Genomic DNA, 21,770 nt, shown 5'->3' with positions numbered 1-21,770 from the left:
TGAACACATGACTGACTTTCTGACAGCAGACACCAACCTGCCATCTTATATGATGTTTCCCCGTTTCCTTCTGGACATGGAAATAAACGAAACTGCCAAAATGCTTTATATTATCCTACTCGACCGGGCAAGGCTTTCCCAGAAAAATGAGGGCTGGTCAGATACAGATGGTCATGTGTTCATTTACTTTACGATTGAAGCACTGGCAGAAGTTCTCCACAAAAGCCAGATGACTGTTAAAACTGCTCTGGCAGTACTGGAAAAACAGGAGCTTATCTTCCGAAAACGGCAGGGACCCGGACAGCCTAATCGGATTTATGTAAAACTCCCAAAAGAAACCATCCACTATACAGACAGATTTCTTTCCCTAAGACAGACAGAAAACTGTCCTATTGACAGACGGGATTCTTTCCCTGATACAGACAGAAAACTGTCTGGTAATAAGAAAGAGATAAAAAAGAACAATTTAGAAAAAAGAGGGAGTAAGGATCCACTCTCACCCTATGGAAAATTTCAAAATGTTTTTCTGTCAGAAAAAGAGCTTGAAGATATCCGGCAGACAATCCCTGACTGGCAGGATTATATTGAACGCTTATCCGGTTATATGGCTTCTACCGGAAAGCAATATCAGAACCATGCAGCTACCATCATCAGTTGGGCAAGACAGGATCATCCTGCTTCCCGGCAAAGGAATTACGAAAGTGAGGAATACGAAACACTATGACAAGATTTACAGAAAAAGCAAATGCTATAACACCAAACAGAGAACTTCAGCCTGATGAATATTTTAACGAAACAGACCACCTGATCTACTGTTCCAAATGCAATACGCCAAGACAATGCCGGCATGAATTACAGGGAAAGGTTCTTATTCCTTCTATCCGCTGTAAATGCCAGCAGGAAATCTTTGAGCAGGAAGAGACCCAGAGAAAACTTCATGAAAAACAAATGGAAATAGAGCATCTTAAAACCAGCGGCTTACAGGACAAAGCACTCTATGACTACACTTTTGCCAGGGATAACGGCATCAATCCGGAAATAAAACTGGCACACAATTATGTAAGCAACTGGGAAGAGATGAAAGCAAACGCTTCCGGACTTCTCATCTGGGGTGATGTCGGTACTGGAAAATCTTTTTTTGCAGGCTGCATTGCCAATGCCCTTCTGGAAAAAGGCGTTCCTGTACTGATGACCAACTTTTCCCGGATTCTGAATACCCTTACCGTAATGCATTTTGAAGACAGAAACCAGTTCATCAACAGCTTAAACCGCTACAGTCTTCTGATTATTGATGATCTCGGAATCGAGCGGAACTCTGACTTTGCACTGGAACAGGTATTCAATGTGATTGACTGTCGTTACCGCAGTAAAAAGCCCCTGATCATAACGACCAATCTCACTTTATCAGAGCTGAATAACGCCGCTGATATCGCACACAAACGAATTTATGACCGCATTCTAGAGAGATGTATTCCTGTCCGTATCAATAACCGGAATATCCGTCAGGACAACGCTTCCGCCAATTTGAAAGAGGCGAAGAAAATCCTGCTAAGCAATCCTGATTTGAACCAGAATTGAAACAACGGAGTATAACTCAATAGTTATTTCTCACTGGCAGTGGTGCTACTTTCTTTTCATATTCATCACCAGAAATATGCCACTGTCAGTTATCCGAAACTATAGTACTAGACCAGAAGATTTTGAAACCAAAATTGCCCGGATACGGGCATAAAAAGGAGGTGCCAGATATGGCAGATAAAAGGACAATAACACCAGAAGAAAAAGCACTTTTACAGGCAAAGCACCGTCAAGAAGAAGCTGAAGCAAGAAATCGGAAAAAAGAGCGTGATGCCAGAACACACCGATTAGTCCAGGAAGGAGCAATTCTGGAAAGTATTGTTCCCCATATTAAAGAAATGGATTTAGATTTCCTAAAACGGGAGCTGATGATCCGGTTACGGGGAATGTAAACGCACAAGTTCTACTCCCGAAGGGCGCACTTACTCACCACCTGATAAATCAGGCAGTGGTATCCCCTTCGGGGCTCGTGCGCTCTGCCGAGGGCTTTATCCGCTGTTGCAGGCAACATCGAAAGGAGGTGCCAGATATGGCAATTTATCATATGCAAGCCAAAGTCGTCAGCCGTGGTTCCGGTCGGTCTGCTGTTGCTGCTTCTGCTTATATGAGCTGTAGCCGCATGTACAATGATTATGACGGCATCCAGCATGACTATACCAGAAAGCAGGGGCTGATCTATCAGGAGGTGATGCTTCCTCCAATGGCTCCATTGGAATGGAATGACCGGGAACAACTCTGGAATGCTGTGGAAGAAAACGAAAAGACCAAAGACAGCCGACTTGCAAGAGAATTTGTTGTCGCACTCCCCGTTGAGTTGGATAAAGACAGCAATATTTCTCTTCTTCAAAATTTTATTCAAAAAAATTTTGTGGATATGGGCATGTGTGCTGACTTTGCTATTCACAATACAGATGGACACAATCCTCATGCACACATTCTGCTTACCGTCCGTCCACTGAATGAAAACGGAACATGGCAGTATAAAACAGAAAAAGAATATCTCTGTATAAAAAATGGGGAAGAAAGAGGATTTACTGCTTCTGAATTTAAAACTGCTCAGAAACAGGGATGGGAAAAGCAATATCGCTATAAAGTTGGGAAAAAGAAAGAATATCTGACTTCCTCTGTTGCACAGGAAAAAGGATATGAACGGATTGATAAACACCCCAAGAGCAGCCGATATGGCAGACAGAATCCTATTTCCGAACAATGGAACAGTGATGAACAACTTTGTATCTGGCGGGCAAACTGGGCAGATGCCGTAAATGAAATGCTTGCACGTAATCAGATAAATGCTACCATTGATCACCGCAGCTTTGCAGATCAGGGAATCACCGAACAGCCAACCATCCATGAAGGCTACATTGCCCAGAATATGGAAAAGAAAGGCATGATAGCAGACCGCTGTGAAATCAACCGTCAGATTCGTGCGGATAACAAAATGCTCCGAGAATTAAAAGCAAAAGTAGCAAAACTGGCTGAAGCTGTAGAAAAGTCTATTCCAATAATTGCAGAAACATTGGAAGCAATCCGAAATCACATGATTTTTACACAATATCATTTGCTCCACAATGAGATGCAAAAAGAAGTGATCCATGACTGGATGAATCATTTTAATCCAATACTGAATAAATACAACACCGTTAAAAAGAAACTCAAAGCTAAAGTTACAGAGCGGAAAGAACTGAATGTGAAAAAAGAGAAAACCAGTATTTTGAATCCCATCCAGCATATAAAATTGAATCAGCAGCTTACCACTATTACCGAAGAAATCGAAGAACTGAAATCAAGGAAAGAGCAGCTAATCTTCCAGGCAGAATGCTCTACCGATAAAGATATGACGAATCTATCCAAAAAATATGACCAGATGAATAACAATCTGGATATCCTGGATTCTCAGGACATCTCGCTCAAAAAACAGCTTGAAAAAGATGCCGCCGCTTTCCGGGAAGAAAAATTTCGTCCTGAACCAGAACAGTACACAGAATTGCTGGATACCAGAATCCAGATACGTCCTGATTTTCGGGATAAGCTGATTGAACAACTCAAAGGTACTTTCGGTAAGTATTATGACTATCACCGCCGTGATATTGCCGCCAATGAGGTAGATTATCTCAATGTGGAAGATCCTGATGTTTTTTCCCATCGTGCCTGGGAACTTGAATATCAGAGGAAACAGGAGATGCAACGAAATCAGCCTGTCAGATCTAGAAAAAAATCGTATGATATGGAATTATAATAATTTGAAACCTGAAGTTTTCACATTTATAAATAAAAAGCTGAATAAGTGGATTTTCGTTCCACTTGTTCAGCTCTTTTTTACTTATTATAGTTTATCCTCTCGGCGGAAATGGATCATTTCCATATGAGTCTCTTTCTCTAATTTTCCCATTTCTTCCATGAATAAACAATTCTGATTCTTGATTTCGTGCAATCTCTCGTGCTCTCTGTATAGCTTCAGCCTGCGTATCTGTTCTAATTGTTGCTCTTGTGTTATTCTCGCCCTTAACTTGCCAACCACCCTCTTTATGTGGTGTTACATGTTGATTTTTTCCCATCTATGCTACCTCCAACAAATCACGAATTTCTTGTTGCCAATTATCATTATGAATTATTCGCACATCTTGCAAATTTCCTTTCAGAATCTCTGCTTTAGTGAGTTTTGAAAGTTCTTCCCAATTTTTGCCAAAAACATATGTAGCATTGTTAGGATAAACGCTTTCCAGAACAAATATATTCCTATCCGCAAATCCAAAAATCACATAACCTTTAAATCCTGATTTCCCATATGCTCTGAAATCGGGCTGAAAAGAATTTATAAACTCACATTTATCAATCAGCACCTTTTTTGCAGTCTTACTACTCTTTTCAGATACTTTTTTTAAATCATCTTGCATTCTTTCCCACGGATAATCCCCGCTTGGTAACACTTCCCAATTTAACCTTATAATTCGGGTAGGCATCACGTTTTCAAAGTTCTCAGTTAATACTTCACATTCCTCAAAATTAGTAAGAAAAATGTTAATCGTATTAATCAGCAGTTTCTCATTATCTTGACAATATGAAATAGGATCCGTCATTACCATCAACTGTCCTTGTTCATCATATTTCAAAAACAACTCCACATTATATGGTTCAAACTCTATTCTTGCATATCTCTCACGAGGAATGCTAACAAAATCCGTTACCTCTCTTGTTTCTCCACGACCGGCCCATTCATGTCGAGTCCACCATAAAATCTGTGAATACTGTTCTTTCGGTTTTGTTTTATCCTTAATATAAAAAGGCTCTGCATTTCTCTTCATCGTTGGATTTAACATAGAAGGTAAAATTCTTTCTCCTTCGGTTAAATTCTCTGAAAATCCCAGTTTCAGTAACACATTCTTAAATCTCGTTGCATCACGTAGAGCCATTACCAGGTTCTTACCCTCTTCAACATGGCTCAAACATGATAAGCTATTAATTCTTTTCTTTTTAATAACCATATTGTTTCCTCCGTTTAATATAAAATATATCTATATGAAAAGGAGAAATGACCAAAGTACTTTTAAGTTTAATGGCGCAATAGCTACCATATTACTACAATTTTGTCATATGTTTATGCCCCCTGTGTTAAATTTCTGTTGAAAGTTTGCAGTAACCATGGTATCATAGAGATGGATTATTTTATATTGCGCCATGGTCATTTCGTCCATGGTTACTACATTTCGGTGGATATCCACCATCCGAACCAAAGTTGGCCCTTTGGTTCTTTTTTTTTATTTCAAATCCTGAGTATTTGGAATAGCTCCAAACACTCCTTGTAAGTATTTTACAGCAATATTATCATTACTTCTCACATTTGGATAATCGCTTAATCTGCACATTCTCGTTTCTCCATACTGGTTCTTATCTGTAAACCATACCTGATCTCTCCGTACTCCATCGAGTAGCAGTGTGTCATGTGTTGTACATATTAACTGTGCATGATGCGGATTAGATTCATTAGAATTAAACAAACCAGCTAAAAGCTTTACTAAATTAGGATGTAAACCATTCTCTATTTCATCAATAAATAACGTACTTCCAGCATCTAATGCCTCAAAAATAGCAGGTAAAACTCTCAGCATTCGAATAGTTCCATTTGATTCATACTTCAAAAATGGAAGTTCTATCTCCCCAACTTGTTTATGATCTTTGTAAGTAGCATGAAGTGATTGAACACTTACATGTATGTTTTTGATGACCAGCTCTTTGTTCTCTAAATCGTCTTCACTCAATACATGTTTATCCATTTTTGATTCCAAATCAACCTTTAAATTTGTCAATGTGGGATCAGCTATTTTTAAATACTTGAGATATCTTTCTATTGCTTCCTCATTAGTATTTTCTTCATCAAAATCCGGTGCATTTCCAACCGAAGCCATATTTATCACACGATAATTCATTATTTCATTCAGAATCATACTTGCTAAAGGATTGTTTAACATAGCCGCCATTGCCAAGCATAATGCGTCTTCTCTAACAACAGATACCATATTCTTGAAACTAGACAATCCGGAGCGAAGTACTATGTCTTCATATTTTGGAGAAGTCCTCTTAATAAGTACTTCTGTCCGTTTTTTCTTTTTGGTCAAAAGCTCTTTTTGAATTTTTCCATCCTGAATTGCAAATGAATAAGTGTATAAAATTTCCTCGATAATCACCTGAATCTCAAAATACGTCTCTTTACTTTTACAATCAATATCAAACTTAAAAGTTTCGATTGGTGCTGCTAGTTCTTTCTTAATTGCAGGAACTTCTAATAGCTTATTATTATTAGCTCCCAACACAGTAGACATTATTATCATCTTCTGCATTTTCGTAAGTGCTGCCAAATAATTTGTTTTTCCAGAACCATTTGCTCCATAAATGTATGAAATTTTATTATAGTTCTGTCCAGAGACTTCAAATGTATTTTCCTCTAAGAACTCTTTTTTCAAATTCTCCGCAAGGGTTGTGATTCCAGTTATCTCCTTGAATGGACCTGTATTTCCTACTGAAAATGAAACAAACATAATTACACCATACCTTTCTACATCTTGGATTATACCTTCCCCCATCCAATCTGTCAATAGTTATTTTATATTTTCGTATTTTTTTACGATTTTTAACTTTACCATAGCTCATTTCAATAAAAATCAAATAAAATATATGTATTTAACGCGAATTATGTCATTAACACCTGTCACCAGTTTTAGCTACCAAGAAATAACAAAGGGACTGTCCAACAGTCCCTCAGCTATTATTTATAAATTATTTCATGACGCACAATCTCTTCTGCAGCATTCCGGATATTATTTACCGCTCTGACCCATTCCATCTGGTCACGAGCTTTCAATTCTTCCGTAATGCCCTGCCGCTCCATCATCTGACGCACCAGAATATCCATTCTCTCCTGTGCTTCATCGTCCACAGTATTCAAATGTTCTGTCAGTCTGTCTTCTAACATATACAAAGAATACATTGCCAGACGATGCTCTTTCAGATATGTTTTTCGCATCATTCCATATTTCCCATAATGCGGTTCTTCATCTGTACTGATAAGATTCGGATAGTAAATTCCATCTGCGCCAAGTGTGTAGGTTCCACCCATTTTTTCAAATGTGCTTTTCATGTGTTATTCCTCCTTGAAATCAGCGATGTCCTTAGATCATCGCATAATATTTCAGGGCAGCCTTGATAGCATCTTCTTTCTCTTTCGGGCATTGTGGAACTCTTGCATTTTCTGATTTTGGAAGATTATAGTTTTCTCCCACTTCAATTCCACATTTGCGTTTTACCTGAGAAATATATAAACTTGAAACCTTCAAGCCAAATTCTTTCAGCACATAATCTTTGATTTCCTGATAGGTTGCTTTCAACTCGGCACTGGTGGCATCCAGCTCGTCCAGGTCTAAGTCGATCTCTATCGTGTCATCTGGTTTTTGTTGGGACAAAAGAACAACCGTCTCCACATGCACCGTTCCCGGGAACATATCTACATTGCTAACCCTCTCCACATGGTACCCAAATGTCTCAAATGTAGCAAGATCCTGTGACAGGCTCGTCGGTTTACATGAAATATAAACTATATTCTCCACCCCATAATCAATTATCTTTCTGATTGCCTTAGGGTGTATTCCCTCTCTCGGTGGGTCAAGTATTATATAATCAGGTTTCTCGTCTATCTCATCTATCACCTTAAGCACATCACCTGCTATAAATTCACAGTTATCAAGACCGTTTATCGCTGCATTTTCTTTTGCAGCCTCAACTGCTTCTTCCACAATCTCAACACCTATAACTTTCTTTGCAACAGGTGCTATTATCTGTGCTATCGTTCCTGTTCCGCTGTAAAGGTCAAAAACGACTTTATCCTTAAATCCTGCATTTGTCTCTGTCTCAAGATTTTCTGTCTTTTCAGAGTATATTTCAGCTAAATCAACATTTTTGGCATCATTTTCAGAATATCCATCTACAATATCAGAACTGTCAGCAGTCATTTCTAAACATACGCTATTAATCCTTAAGTTTTCAACATCCATTCCAACGCCAACACTATTTTTACCGACTCCTGTCACCTCTCCTCCAAGCACATAGTCTCTTGCCCTTGTGTAAAGCACCTCAGCTCCTTTTGTGTTTGTCTGGAAAAATGAAAACGGTGATATTTTAAACTGAAGTCCTAATATCTTTTCGGTAAACCAGTCTTTTCCGCTAATGATGTGCATTTTGTCACTTTTTACCACATCCCCTAATCCATCGTTTATGATATGGATAAATCCTGTTAATTTTCCATTATACTTAAGTCCATTTAATTTTTCTGATACTTCACTGACATACTCCGATATATCCTGCTGTGATGATGTGACGAGTGCAACAAGGAGTTCCCCTGTTGATACCGCTCTTCTTACAAGAAGATGCCTGAGAACACCCTGATGAGTATTTTTATTGTAATGTGGTACTTGTTTTTCACTGAAGTATTCTACTATGCAGTCTATTACTTTTGAGTAATCATCATCCACTATCTGACAGCCTGAGGCATTTACTATATCATGAACACTGCCTTTTTTATGAAGACCGAGTGTAAGTGGTCCTCCTTTGTATTCATCACCGAACGAAAATTCCATCTTGTTTCTGTAGCCTTTGATTTCAGGACTTGGCAGTATTCCGTCATATATATAATCTTTTTTTATCCCCAAAGATGAGTCGAGTGTCTTATATACATTATCTATTATCTCAAGCACCTGATTTCTCTTAAGTTCAAGCTGTTTTTCATATGGTAATGTCTGATAACTGCATCCACCGCATTTTCCAAACCGGCTGCACATTGGTTCTGCTGTCTCAAGCGGCGATTTTTCTGTTACTTCCAAAAGTATGCCCTGACTTTTATCTTTTCTGACTTTTTTTGCCCTGAATTTTATTTTTTGTCCCGGCAATGCCCCTTTTACAATTGTCAGAGTTTTTTTTTCATTTCCGTTTTCGTCTTTCTCTATCACCTCAACATATGCCTTGTTTGGAAATTCAACTTTCTTTACAATGCCTTCATATATGTTTCCTTTTTTCATGTAAATATTTCCGCCTTTCTTAGTCCTAATTACATTTTGTCATCTCATGCACAAAAGAATACACTTTTTCTGACCACTGCCATACATCCAACTTATCATGACTTAAACAACATACTCTGTCTACCAGACATTCCGGCATAACTTTCATTATTTGTTCTTTGTATTCAAATGGAACGACAATCATATACACATAATCAGCCAGCTTAACCTCATCTTTTACCTTAATTGGTAAAAAACCATCGTGTATAGCCTGCGGATGCTTATCTAAATCATCATACTTAAAATAAAAACGTACTCCCGGTGTAAAGCCTGCACTCATCTCATCCGATGACGGGCTTCTACCCAGTTTTCTCTCCATTACCAATCTGTCCCCAGCCTGACAGTTTCCCCACGAAAACATTACATAATGAAAAAAATCTGTGGGATCATTTGCTGCATTTCTGTCTTCTTTCTGTAAAACAGTATCCGGAAGTTTCCTTGCATTTACAGCCGATAATAAAGAACCACACTTCAAAATGGAAATTGCATTTTCTAAAGGTGCCGTATGACACACCAAATCTGTCATACAACCTCCCCTTGTTTTACACGCCGTACATTCTCTTATAATTTCAGGTCTGCGTACATTCTTATATTTATCCGGATTTAACATTTCTTTCTGAACATACTGTAAAATATCGTCCCTGTCAGCTTCTATTTCACATTGTCTTCCATTAATTTCCTCATAATTCACAAAGTCAATAATGTCTTTCATTTCATTAGCACCTACATTAGGATAATCCGACAAAACTTTGTACAAAACACCATCCCATAATTCTGTGAACTCATGATTTCCTATATTTATCTTCATATTGTTATCACCTGCCTCGCAATATGCTCTACTTTAGTACATAATACACAGCTGCCTGTCTGTCCCATGCTAACACCACATACTGCACACTTTATATGTTTTTGCTGGCACTTTATATCATTTAATCCCTTAATCGTAATCAACACCTGCCAATTCCACACAAAAACTAATCGTAATGATTTCTGAGTCAGATAATTTTGCGTCCAGGATATGCCTTCGTTTGGTAACCTCGTGAGGAGCAAACTGATGATACAAATCGTCAACAATATAATATAAGTGTTTAAAATACAGTCTTCATAAATTGCAATAACAGTGGCATTATTTTTACTTCGTCCTCACATTTCCAAGTATTGTCAGCTGTTTTGCACACTCACTTATACATGCAAGTGCATTCCGCACACCCGGATCATTTAGGTTTCCCTCAATATCTACAAAGAACTGGTACTCCCAATTTCTGTTTTCTATCGGTCTTGACTCTATCTTTGTAAGATTTAAGTCATTGTAATAGAAGTTTGAGAGCATATTGTAAAGTGCTCCTGCCTGGTGCTTTATCTCAAATGAAAGACTTATTTTATTTGCATTTGAAAGGAATACTTTCTGATTTGTGACTATGATAAATCTCGTATAGTTACTGTTTTCAAAGTTGATACTCTCTTTTAATACATCAAGTCCGAAAAGCTTTGCGGCTCTTGTGCTTGCAATAGCTCCCTGCGAGATATCGTCTTCCTCGGCTACTTTTTTCGCCGCACTTGATGTGCTCATGTATGATTCACTTTCCATTCCCTGTTCTGTTATAAATTTTGAACATTGCATTATTCCCTGCGGATGTGAATACACCTTTTTTATATCTGATATTTTTGCTCCCGGTTTTCCAAGAAGTGCCTGTTCTACTTTTACTACATGCTCTGCAACTATTGTTATATCATAATCGAGAAGAAGGTCATATGTGTCGTTTATTCCGCCTGTTGAAGTGTTTTCAATAGGTATAACTCCGTATTTTGCCTCACCGTTTGCTACTGTCTCAAGTACCTCCTTAAAAGAAAGCCTGTTCATGGAGGTTATATCTGTTCCAAATACTTCCTCCATTGCCTGCTCAGTATATGCCCCATGTTCTCCGAAGCATACGATTCTTGTATCTTTGTCAACATCGAGCTTGTCCACCTGCTTAAATGGCAGCAGCTCATTTGTCTCACTTCCAAGAACTTTATACTGATACTTTCTGCTTATTGACATTATCTGTCTAAAGAGATCTTCTATTCCTGTCTTATTAAATTCATCAGTTGTAAGTTCTCTGAGAGTCTTTATCTTTTCTTCTTCTCTTACGGGGTCAAAGACTTTTTTTCCCGTACTTCTTTTATACGCCGCAACATCCGTTGCAACTTTCATTCTTTCTTCAAAGAGCTTTGCTATCTCCTTATCGATATTATCAATTTTTTTTCTGCTTTCTTTTAAGTCAACAACCATAAATCTATTTTCCCTTCAGTTCTTTATCTCTAATTTTTAAGGAATGCCTCATAGCATTTCTTTGCTTCGTAAACATCTGCTTTGCTTGCTACCTCCCACGGTGCATGCATATTTAATATAGCTACACCACAGTCGATTACTTCCATTCCGTAAAGTGACATGATATAAGCGATTGTTCCGCCGCCACCTACATCTACTTTTCCAAGCTCTGCCATCTGATAATGCACATTGTTGTCATCCATTATCTTTCTGAGTTTTGCTATATATTCTGCGTTTGCATCATTTGAACCTGATTTTCCGCGGCTTCCCGTAAATTTGCTGAATACAACTCCGCGTCCGCAGAATGATGCGTTTTTCTTTTCAAAGGCATCTGCAAAAAGCGGGTCATAGCCTGCATTTACATCTGATGAAAGCATCTTGCTGTTTGCAAGGCATCTTCTAAGTTTAAGGTCATTATAATCACCCTCAAGACTTATAAGTTCTGCCACGACATTTTCAAAGAATTTCGACTGCATTCCTGTTGCACCGACACTTCCGATTTCTTCCTTGTCTACTAAAAGACAGCAGGCTGTTTTTTCAAGCTCGGCATCAGTTCCAAGCATTGCAGCAAGCGAGGTGTAAGCACATACTCTGTCATCCTGTCCGTAAGACATTATCATACTTCTGTCAAAGCCGAGTTCTCTTGCCTTTCCTGCCGGTACGACCTCAAGCTCTGATGACATAAAGTCCTCTTCTTCCATTCCGTATTTTTCTTTTAATATTGCAAGTACGCCCTTTGATACAGCTTCTTTTTCCTCATCATTAAGTGGTATGCTTCCGACTAAAACATCAAGGTTTTCGCCATCGATAACCTTTGAAGCTTTCTTTTCCATCTGATTTGCTGCAAGATGTATAAGAAGGTCGCTCACGCAAAATACAGGATCGTTATCGTTCTCTCCTATATTTACCTCGACAACACTTCCATCTTTCTTTGCAATAACACCATGGATTGCAAGAGGAATTGTTACCCACTGGTATTTCTTGATACCGCCGTAATAATGTGTATCGAGATATGCAAGGTCACTGTCCTCATACAAAGGATTCTGCTTTATATCCATTCTAGGTGAATCGATATGTGCCCCTAATATATTCATTCCACTATCAAGCGGCTCTTTTCCTATCTGGAACATTGCAACCGTCTTATTCATGCACACTGAGTATATTTTATCGCCACATTTAAGTTTTTCACCAGATTTAAGATAAACATCAAGATTTCTGTAGCCTGCACTCTCAGCCTGTGCGATTATCTGTTTTACACATTCTCTCTCTGTCTTTCCTGCCGACAGAAATTCTCTATATTCTTTACAAAGTATTTCTAACTCTTTTTTGTTGTTTTCATCATATGATTTCCAAGCATTTTTTCTTTCCATAATAAAATAACCTCCATTTCACACTCCCTATATTTTATATCCTGAACACCAATAATGCAAGTATTACTGCAATAAATCCCTGCCTTATCTTTGCAATCACATACTTTTTTATTGATAAGTCTGTTCCTGACAGTACACTGTATGTCTGTGCAACACTTGAAATTCCGCCAAAGGCACACAGCCAGACCGTAACAATAGTTTTCGCATCTGTCATAATCACTCTTATACCGGACAGCCATTCATTCCCTGCGAGCTGCATCGCACCTGTGCTGACCTCTGTTATCCCTGCGGCAATGCACCCTGCCACATCGTATTTTTCAGGAATTATATATTCTATTATACTCGTTATTATTGAAAATAATATTATGTAACCGCCTATTTTTAATATTGTTTCACACGAATCCGCAATACTCTCATCAACGGCATCCATCACCGGATAATTTTTTTCAGTCTTAACATTTTCTCTGCTTCTCTCATCTTTCCTACTGCTCAATTTTTTACCTTCATTAATATTTTTTTCAAACTTAACACTTTCTCCTATTCTCTCCGCTTTCTTGTAACTTAATTTCTTCCAGACATTAAAACTTTTTCCATCACTTCCATTTTTATATACATCCACAATCATTTTTTTATCCCGGCTACCCTGAGAAGATTTTTCTCTCACCGTCAATTTTTTTCTCACTATCCATGCATTTATCACCGCTGAACCTGCGACAACGACAAATATCAAAAACGGATTTTTTACATCAAGGCATTTTACCCCGATAAATTCAATAAGAAACATAGGGCTTAAATTATTGCAAAACATCATAAGATACTGGGCTTCTTCCCTCTTTATCTCTCCGCCCTTATACAACTGTGCAGCCGTTTTTGCCCCGATAGGACATCCGGCAAGAAACCCTATAAGTATGGGATAACTTCCGCCGTCACTTACCCCAAACACTAACCCAAAAAGTGGTCTTAAAAAACGGTTTATGTATTTTGTGGTTTTTAATTTCACCAATATTCCGGACAAAATCATAAAAGGAAGCAATGACGGGACTATTGCCATAAACCATAACAGCAGCCCGTCTTTTGCTCCCTCACTCACAACTGACGGCATTATCGTAAATAAGATTATCATACCGACAGTCATCACTATAAATAATTTTCTTTTCATGATACACCTCTTTAAAATGATATGTCTGCACTATAAATCCATACATTTGTACCAATACCACACTATTACAATTTCAGTCTATAAGTCTGTGCACTACATACTATTGTCTGCAAAGCCTTAGACTTTATGCTAAACATATCTTTAAAAAGCTTTTTGTATCATGTTTATGTTATCATTTGTTTTTTATAACTATTTCATGCTGTGGTGCATCCTCCTGTTTAAATCCAACGAGATTGTCAATATACTTTTTCAGTGTATCATCATATGTTATAGCATAATGACTTATAAGATTGATGCCGACAAAATTTATATTTTTGTCTTTAATACTTCCCATAAAATCAATATTCTGACCGTTTTCTTTAAAATATCCATCAACATTTTTAAGACCATTTATATACACACCCTGCCACTGTGCATACTCTTCATCAAACAGCTCTGTTAATATCTCCTTTTTGTCAATTATCAATGTAGGATAACCGTTTTCAAAATTTATGCTGTTGCAGCTAACCCCAAGAAGTGCTTTATTTCTTGTCTTTAGGTCATAAGGAATATTGTCTGCATTTATCACCACTTTTGTTCCGCTCTTTGCAACATCTTTTATTATATTTTCCGCATCATCCCTATCATCATATGTAAATCCGCTAAGATAAACAGTCTCATATTTTGACAATTCCGATGCCGAATATTTTTCTATATTTGTCTCATCACTTTCATAAATCTGAGGATATATCATCGCCAACTGATGTACCTTATCACCTATTCCTATCGCTTTGTAACTGTTTTCTACTTTAAAATTGCTATTATCACATTTGTCATGGTGAAAAAGTATATAATACTTATTTGATGATATAAGCCTGTAATTTTCTTTTTTTGCGGCATCCTCAACCATATATATGTCGGCATCTTTGTTTCTCATTTTAGACTTTTCTAAAACTACGGTATCATAGCCTGCCGAAATACACCTGTCAAAAACATAAAGGTATTCTCCAAGATCCATTGCCTCCGCAATTTTATCCGTAATCTTATCTTCATTAAGTTTTCCCGCAAAAATCATCTTATTTTTTGTTACTCTCTGTGCTTCCTTCAAAATACTGTCAGATACATCATTCTCTTCTGAAAATGTCACAAAATTATCTCGTTTCTGATATGTCAGATATGCCGAGGGAATCATATCCATACAAAGCAATATACATAATGCAATATGTATCTTAAGTTTTAATGTTTCCCACATGACAAATGCCACAAATATGCTGGTATATGACATAATAGCCAGAACATATAATCTGTCACTTCTAAAACCTGTTTTCTTTACAAACCATCCTGCAATCGGATTTACCGTAAATACCATAAGAAATATGCCATATAAAAACATTATATTCGTTTTTCGGTGACTGCATATAAATCCAAATACAGCACATAACAAAATAACTATTCCAAAATAATATATAGACTCATCATGTCTAAGATTATACACAGGATTTAACACATCTTTAATTGAAAAAATAATCGTATCTTCCGAGATACAAAAATTTTCACGATAAAATCCCTTTCCTGCTAATGACTGATATATTGTTACGATATTTGGCAAAAGAACTGCTGCTGCAGGTGCTATAATACCATGTTTTTCTTCATTTACTATTTTCCATAATAAAAGCAGTATCACCATGCAGCCTGAAATCACTGCCGCAGTATATGCATCAAGCTGCCTGAGTATCAGCAAAGCAAGTGCGGTAATGACCGGCATAATTTTCTGCTTTGTTTTTATATAATCAAAACTTGTATAAACTGCCACCGGCACGATTACCGTGCTGAGCAGTGCACTTATATTTTCGGTTACAACAACATTATAAAAATTGTATGGTATAAACATCCATATCAATCCCGTAAATATACCTGCAAAATATCTCTTTGTTCTGCAACCTATTAATACCCAGCACAATAAAGCGGCTAAACCTATAATTAAAACCATCTTTTCCCCATTTCCATGTCTATTATTGATACAAATATCTGTTCATAAGCATTATATCATTCAAGTATATTGTCAATTATATTTTCCATAACCTCATCCACCTGTTTTTCCGTCAATTTAGACATATTTTCTTTAAAATCAAGACCATCCCTAAGATCGATAATATAACTTCTTGTCGGAGTTTCACTACTCTCCATAAAAGCAAGTTCTCCTCCAAGCTTCGTTATTATGCTCCTTATCTCATCACAAAAATAATCTGATATATTTTCCAATGTTGGAACCATTGTGTCAAATGGAGGTATCTCATTCATAACTCTCCCCTGAAATTTTTCAAGATACTCTTCTATTGCTTTCTCAAATTTGTTAAAAAGAACAAATTCTCCCTCACTCTTCATTATATAAAACACAAATTCCCATGTATGAGGATGTGTCTGACCGTTTTTTCCGTTTATTATAATATAATGATTCGCATTAAGATAAAATTTAAATTTGTATTCTCTGTAAAGTCTAGTTGCCATATTTCTCCTCCTGACATTTTCAGATGCTGTTATGTCAGCCAATCTGCTCTATTATCTTATTAAGGTAATCATTGCAATACTCTTTTAACTTTTTATCGGATTTTCTCCATTCACATGGTGTCAGGCACTTATCATTTTCTCCGATTATCATCTGCATGATATTTTTCACCTCATTTGCGGAATGTCCTATAAACACAAGCATAACCGCATTTTTTTCTTTGACACTGTCTATTTCAAATTTAAGCGTCTTTTTGTCAAGCATCCACTGGGAATTTTTTAAAAAAATGTCATATGCACCTGCATCACTAAAAACAACTGTTTCAAATCTCACTGATGTTATATTTTTATTTTCTAATTTTTCCATAAAACGATCTATTATTTTTTCTTTAAATACAGTGTTTTTCACATCATATTCACTCAACATACTAAGTTCACTCTCAATCTTCTCAATGCTCAGATTTTTATTTTGAATCTGTTCATTAAGTTTGTCAATCTGAGACTGTTTTTTATCTATATTGCCCGCCATAATCATCGACACTACTAAAAGCATTAAAACAAGAAGCACAACTCCTATTAGAATTATTATCTGTGCCTGCATAAACTCATTGTTATTGATAATATATTTTTCATTCGTAAGCAGACATATTTTATATTCATCTCCATTTACTTCAAAAAATACACCCGATGCAATATATTTTTTACCTGACTGACTTATAAATCTATGCTTCACTTTATTCTTTTCAAGACTATTCAAAAAACTCCGTCCGCTTTCAGATACATAATACGATGCTGTTGAAAGTCCTCTGTATCTGTCACTCTCTGTTACATCCTTTACAAATAATAAAGAGTCTTCCTTTGACAAAGTCCAATACTCTTTTTCAGAGCCATCAATCGACCCAAGTATATCTCTTATCATTTCCTGTCCTGAACCAGATGTATCTTTTTTAAGATTTATTTGATCCAATACAAGTTTTATATACTGATCCTGCTGAGACGCATAAATTTCAAGAACACCGTTATTGTATGTTTTTGTCTGGTATAAAACCACACAGCCCACAACTAAAGCAAATACAATAATTGCAAATGAAACCTTTTTAAATATTCTGTTTTTATTCATTTTATAACTTCCTCATCCACTCTCTTTTTAATCTTCCAAAAACATATCAGTCAGTGTTGACAATTTTTTTAATCTTCTCGATAATTCTTATCGGTATAATAAATTCATCTCTTATAACCTTAAAGAACGCTCTCTTTTCTTCCGTAAATGTCTTTGTTTTCCATGCACTGTTTGTATTTATACTGTTTATAACCCCTGCAAATCTTATAAAAAATACGACAAAATTAAAAAACGGAAGTAATGGTACTATATACCACTGCCTTGCATAATATCTCCTTAATTTCTTGAAACCTGATAAAAAACCTATCGTTGTAAAATAATAACAATATCCTACCAAAATATAAAGCAGAAATATAAACAAAGTTGAATAAACTATTGAAGTGAAAGAATACTTCATAAACAAAAGACATATAAGTGCAAGATACCATATAATTCTTGGAAATGCAAAAGTATGGTCATACATCAGTGTTCTTATATTAACATCAGTGAATATTTTCAAAGGATTCATCTTTTTTTTCATAAACAGATGTGAAACTTCCAGACTTCCTCTCTGCCACCTCTGTCTCTGTGTATAGAGTTTATTCATATCTTCTATTGGATCAACATAAAATATAGCATTCTCACACATATAAACACGCTTTTTCTGAAGATATTTCATCTGAAATGTAATCTGCGTATCCTCGCATATCGTATCTGTATTATAAAGCTGTGATTTAAGCACCGTAGATTTTCTAAATGCTGAAAATGCACCTGACAATGTATATATTGCATTCAGCTCAGATGCATAATTTCTTCCTGCAAGAAATGCCTGTGCATATTCCATAAACTCCATTTTTCTAAGTAATTTTGCAAAGAACCCCTTATACTCTTCCACCTGGTCCGGCATTGTCATTATCGCACCTGTCATACAGTCTATAGACAGGTCTGCCTCAAACTTATTTACCATATTGGTAAGAGCAGTTTTTTCAAGTATTCCGTCACTGTCAATATGAATTATATATTTTCCATCACTGTTAAATAAAGCAAGATTTAAAGCTTTTGACTTTCCCTGCTTTGCATTTAACCACTGCATCATAAGTTCCGGAAACTTCTTCTGACATTCAGCAAACACATTAAAACTGTTATCCTGCCCCTGATTGTTCACAAGAAATATCCTTATCTTGTCATTCGGATAATCACTTTCATATATCGAACTGATACAGGCCTCTAACGAGTCCTGTGAGTTATAAACAGGTATAAGAAGCGATATCTCCGGATATATTATAGGAATATCATATTTAACCGGTTTTATTTTTTTCTTTATAAGAACAACTATACTTCCTATTGACGGTATTATCTCCATAATAACCGGAATGATTATCCACGCTGCCCAGAAGACAAAAGAATTTACAAATCTATTTATTATCATCGACATATCCAAATCCTCCTACCTTCTGACTTATTATCTGAGCTTTTGTAAATACATAAAAATATAATATGATAGACAAGATATAGAAGAAAATTCTTCCTATCAATGCATGTGAAATATAATAATAATCCACACCTTTGAAATGTATTATAAGACATATCAGTATTATTCTTAATGCATTTGCGACAATAATATATACCGTTCCTATGCATCCTATAATGACTTTTTCATATCTTGAATATACATTAAAAAATATAAGAAGTGACAGAAATGCCGTTATCTCAATAATACCCGAACATTCAAAATCAATCTTTAGTGTAATGGAATCTTTGGCTGATTCCACAAAAATAATACCATATTTATAATATGGTTCAAATACACCGGTCATTTTTCCAACTATACCGGCAACCGCTGCTACAATATTTGCCATAGGCTGTGTAAGTACATCTTTAAATCCGACAAAAATGATTACAAACAATCCGGCACTTCCCCATAGGAAATGCCAGAATGGTAATTTCGCTTTTTTAGTCACATGAAGTATGTATAACCACACAACCAGAAATATCAAAAGTATTATATATCTAATCATTCAGCTATCCTCATCATGCTCTTTTTATCTTTTCTTTTTTTGTATGAAAGTACACCTGCTGCCGTAAGACAACACATTGTAACCCCCACAAAAGGACCTGTAGAAGTACCCGCATATGTCACCCACTCTTCACCTATATTTATATACTGTGCCTGCAAAACTTTCATCTCATTTTCATCAAGACCAAATTTCTTAGCAAGTTTGTTCATATAAATTCGATATTCCATCTCATCATATTTGCTGCCTGTTGTTATCTTAATCTTTCCATAATCAATAAACCCCTTATCTGATACATTTTTATAAGTCGTCCATGAGCCTATATCTACAAGCGTAAACTCATATGTTCCATTTTCAAGATTTGTAAGCTTTGGATTCCAGTTTATATTTCCATCCTTGTCAACAGAAACAAATCTGAAAGAAATTGATGTCTTATCATTTTTATTGGCTCTTACCGCAAACGGCATAAACTCATTTTTCCCCTCAGTTGTCTTATGAAGAAGTGATTTTACATGACCGTACAAATATCCGTCAGATGCATATAAAGCAGCCTCCGAATCATCAGTCTGTCCACCCTGTGTAGAATATTCTATAAGTGAATGTGGATAATCGTCCCAGTCGCTATACTCACCATCATATGTTATTCCATCAAACTTCTTGTTAAGTGCACCATGCGATGAACCCTTGTCAATATTTACTATATCTTCCACAAGTGGTTTATCTGCACAGTAATATCCAAATGAAACCTTTTTGTTGTACTGTTTAAGTGCAGAAACAGGTACTGAAATTTCATACTGTAGATTTGAATGTTCTACTTTTATACTTTCACCCTTCATCTGATGGTTTACATAGTCATTTACCTCAACCTGATATTTTCCATCTTTTTTTACCAGCTTTAAAGATGTTCTTCTGCCTGTATCAGTGAGGAGCTCATATGCACCTCTTGAATAACTTCCTGATGCTAAAGCTGCACCATCTGAAGTTTCCTTAAGATATATGTAAATATAATCCCCGTCAAATACAACCGCAGCCTTTGATAAGTTATTGTTTTTCTCAGTGTTACCCGTAACATCTTTTTTGTCAACCGCATTCCAGTCAGAGAAATTTCCATCAATCTTTATACCATTATATACATAGTCACTCTTCGTCTCTTCATCCTTTGACTTTAAGTCAGTAATATCCTCGCTTTTGACCTTTGTCCCGCAATATTCCAATGTGTATTTTTTACCGCCAAAAAATTTCTGAGGTATCCTGAATTCAGTTTCATACTTATCTTTTTCCTGACTTGGCTCTGATGCCTTATCTTTATCACCTACACCATCTATATCACCAAAAGTTCCGTTTTTAACAGCATTCATATTCGCTCCAAAACGTATTCCGTCACTGCTTCCATCTTCATATTTGATAATAAAGTTTGTAGATGTTATAGGCTGTCCATATATATTTCCACCATTTTGCTGAACATAAAAATATACATAGTCATCATTCTTTGACACAGACCATTTTGCAATCTTTGAATCATTTGACTTATATGCAGTAATCCCATCCCACTCTGAAGGATTTCCATCAATTTTTATTGTTCTTGCCGCCATAACTTTATTCTGCGGCATAAAAAATGATGTTCCAGCAAGCAGCAATGCCATACTTCCTGCAACAATTGTTTTCTCTAGTCTTATCATAAAAACTCTCCCCTCTTAAGCAAAACTAAGCTTTACATTCTTATTTCCTCAGTTGAAACTGAATATATCCTCAATGGATTTTCTCCAATTTCAAGCCTTATCAATGCCCAACCATTTTTTTCAAAAACCCTGAAAAGTTTTTTCCAAAAAACTTCTCCTACATTTTCAATATTTGCGTCGCCATTAAACTCTTCCAAATCGTTTAAATATTTGTTTTTGTATTCTTCAAGTGTTTCATTCACCATGTTCTCCATATCGGAAAATTCAACAAAATCATCATCCGACGGTTTTGCAAATATTTCTCCTTCTAATATATGATTATGCTTGTGCTTTTCATTATTGTCAACACTATGGGTTATGCCAAGTCTGTATTTAATCTTATAACATTTCATCTACTACCCATGCCACCTCCATTTCAGAATAATGTACTCTCACAACAACATCATGTCGTATAATACTTAAAATACAATT

At 36.3% G+C, this 21,770-nt stretch carries 20 protein-coding genes and 1 pseudogene; 4 read left to right on the top strand and 17 right to left on the bottom strand.

Annotation, left to right across the window (positions count from 1 at the left end; translation table 11 throughout):
* Positions 1–7 precede the first annotated feature (7 nt).
* The 4 genes from DWZ63_RS06880 (at position 8) to mobQ (ending at position 3,817) form a co-directional block, all read left to right on the top strand.
* On the top strand, positions 8–724 hold the full coding sequence (locus DWZ63_RS06880; RefSeq protein ID WP_009265795.1) for a replication initiator protein A: 717 nt from the start codon (positions 8–10) through the stop codon (positions 722–724).
* Positions 721–1,578: an ATP-binding protein gene (locus tag DWZ63_RS06875; RefSeq protein WP_055941439.1), complete on the top strand. Its 858-nt coding sequence runs from the start codon at positions 721–723 to the stop codon at positions 1,576–1,578. The genes DWZ63_RS06880 and DWZ63_RS06875 overlap by 4 nt, the downstream gene beginning before the upstream one ends.
* A 170-nt stretch (positions 1,579–1,748) precedes the next feature.
* Positions 1,749–1,970 (top strand): DUF3847 domain-containing protein, encoded by a 222-nt coding sequence (locus tag DWZ63_RS06870; protein ID WP_055941437.1) that lies wholly within the window; start codon positions 1,749–1,751, stop codon positions 1,968–1,970.
* A gap of 137 nt (positions 1,971–2,107) precedes the next feature.
* Positions 2,108–3,817: a MobQ family relaxase gene (gene mobQ, locus DWZ63_RS06865; protein WP_055941435.1), complete on the top strand. Its 1,710-nt coding sequence runs from the start codon at positions 2,108–2,110 to the stop codon at positions 3,815–3,817.
* Between the two features lie 94 nt (positions 3,818–3,911).
* Here the strand turns inward: mobQ and DWZ63_RS06860 are convergent, their stop codons facing one another.
* From DWZ63_RS06860 to DWZ63_RS06780, 17 genes and pseudogenes are all read right to left on the bottom strand, one after another.
* A complete protein-coding gene (locus tag DWZ63_RS06860; protein WP_055941433.1) occupies positions 3,912–4,136 on the bottom strand; it encodes a DUF2188 domain-containing protein in 225 nt (74 codons plus the stop codon).
* Entirely contained in the window at positions 4,137–5,063 is a 927-nt protein-coding gene (locus tag DWZ63_RS06855; RefSeq protein WP_055941431.1) for a hypothetical protein, read from the bottom strand.
* A gap of 273 nt (positions 5,064–5,336) precedes the next feature.
* Positions 5,337–6,659, bottom strand: coding sequence for an ATP-binding protein (locus DWZ63_RS06850; RefSeq protein ID WP_055941429.1), 1,323 nt, complete (start codon positions 6,657–6,659; stop codon positions 5,337–5,339).
* Between the two features lie 182 nt (positions 6,660–6,841).
* Positions 6,842–7,213 (bottom strand): TnpV protein, encoded by a 372-nt coding sequence (locus DWZ63_RS06845; protein ID WP_055941427.1) that lies wholly within the window; start codon positions 7,211–7,213, stop codon positions 6,842–6,844.
* Positions 7,214–7,244: 31 nt separating this feature from the next.
* Complete coding sequence (locus tag DWZ63_RS06840) at positions 7,245–9,143, bottom strand: class I SAM-dependent RNA methyltransferase (RefSeq protein ID WP_055941425.1); 1,899 nt, start codon at positions 9,141–9,143, stop codon at positions 7,245–7,247.
* A 25-nt stretch (positions 9,144–9,168) separates the two neighbouring features.
* A complete protein-coding gene (locus tag DWZ63_RS06835) occupies positions 9,169–9,990 on the bottom strand; it encodes a hypothetical protein (protein ID WP_055941423.1) in 822 nt (273 codons plus the stop codon).
* Positions 9,991–10,122: 132 nt separating this feature from the next.
* Positions 10,123–10,298, bottom strand: a pseudogene (locus DWZ63_RS06830) (IS982 family transposase); the annotation flags it as partial.
* A 16-nt stretch (positions 10,299–10,314) separates the two neighbouring features.
* On the bottom strand, positions 10,315–11,454 hold the full coding sequence (pheA, locus tag DWZ63_RS06825; protein WP_055941420.1) for a prephenate dehydratase: 1,140 nt from the start codon (positions 11,452–11,454) through the stop codon (positions 10,315–10,317).
* 29 nt (positions 11,455–11,483) lie between these two features.
* Positions 11,484–12,863 carry an aminopeptidase gene (locus DWZ63_RS06820; protein WP_055941419.1) on the bottom strand — a complete coding sequence of 460 codons (1,380 nt, stop codon included), beginning with the start codon at positions 12,861–12,863 and terminating at the stop codon, positions 11,484–11,486.
* A 34-nt stretch (positions 12,864–12,897) separates the two neighbouring features.
* Positions 12,898–14,022 (bottom strand): nucleoside recognition domain-containing protein, encoded by a 1,125-nt coding sequence (locus tag DWZ63_RS06815; protein ID WP_055941417.1) that lies wholly within the window; start codon positions 14,020–14,022, stop codon positions 12,898–12,900.
* Between the two features lie 172 nt (positions 14,023–14,194).
* Positions 14,195–15,991 (bottom strand): 6-pyruvoyl-tetrahydropterin synthase-related protein, encoded by a 1,797-nt coding sequence (locus DWZ63_RS06810; protein WP_118499248.1) that lies wholly within the window; start codon positions 15,989–15,991, stop codon positions 14,195–14,197.
* A 56-nt stretch (positions 15,992–16,047) separates the two neighbouring features.
* Positions 16,048–16,509, bottom strand: a complete 462-nt coding sequence (locus DWZ63_RS06805; RefSeq protein WP_055941413.1) for a 6-carboxytetrahydropterin synthase — start codon at positions 16,507–16,509, stop codon at positions 16,048–16,050.
* Positions 16,510–16,543: 34 nt separating this feature from the next.
* A complete protein-coding gene (locus tag DWZ63_RS06800) occupies positions 16,544–17,626 on the bottom strand; it encodes a hypothetical protein (protein ID WP_118499246.1) in 1,083 nt (360 codons plus the stop codon).
* Between the two features lie 46 nt (positions 17,627–17,672).
* On the bottom strand, positions 17,673–19,040 hold the full coding sequence (locus tag DWZ63_RS06795; protein WP_055941409.1) for a TIGR03111 family XrtG-associated glycosyltransferase: 1,368 nt from the start codon (positions 19,038–19,040) through the stop codon (positions 17,673–17,675).
* Positions 19,021–19,623 carry an exosortase family protein XrtG gene (xrtG, locus tag DWZ63_RS06790; RefSeq protein WP_055942961.1) on the bottom strand — a complete coding sequence of 201 codons (603 nt, stop codon included), beginning with the start codon at positions 19,621–19,623 and terminating at the stop codon, positions 19,021–19,023. The genes DWZ63_RS06795 and xrtG overlap by 20 nt, the downstream gene beginning before the upstream one ends.
* Positions 19,620–21,299, bottom strand: a complete 1,680-nt coding sequence (locus DWZ63_RS06785) for a Firmicu-CTERM sorting domain-containing protein (protein ID WP_118499244.1) — start codon at positions 21,297–21,299, stop codon at positions 19,620–19,622. The genes xrtG and DWZ63_RS06785 overlap by 4 nt, the downstream gene beginning before the upstream one ends.
* A 32-nt stretch (positions 21,300–21,331) precedes the next feature.
* The gene (locus DWZ63_RS06780) at positions 21,332–21,691 is read right to left on the bottom strand and encodes a 6-carboxytetrahydropterin synthase (RefSeq protein WP_055941406.1); all 360 of its coding nucleotides are present in this window, start codon (positions 21,689–21,691) and stop codon (positions 21,332–21,334) included.
* Positions 21,692–21,770 lie beyond the last annotated feature (79 nt).

Source organism: Clostridium sp. AF34-13, from assembly GCF_003477845.1.
GTDB classification, from domain to species: Bacteria; Bacillota; Clostridia; order Lachnospirales; family Lachnospiraceae; genus Butyribacter; species Butyribacter intestini.
This window is presented reverse-complemented; position numbering and strand designations above follow the sequence as displayed.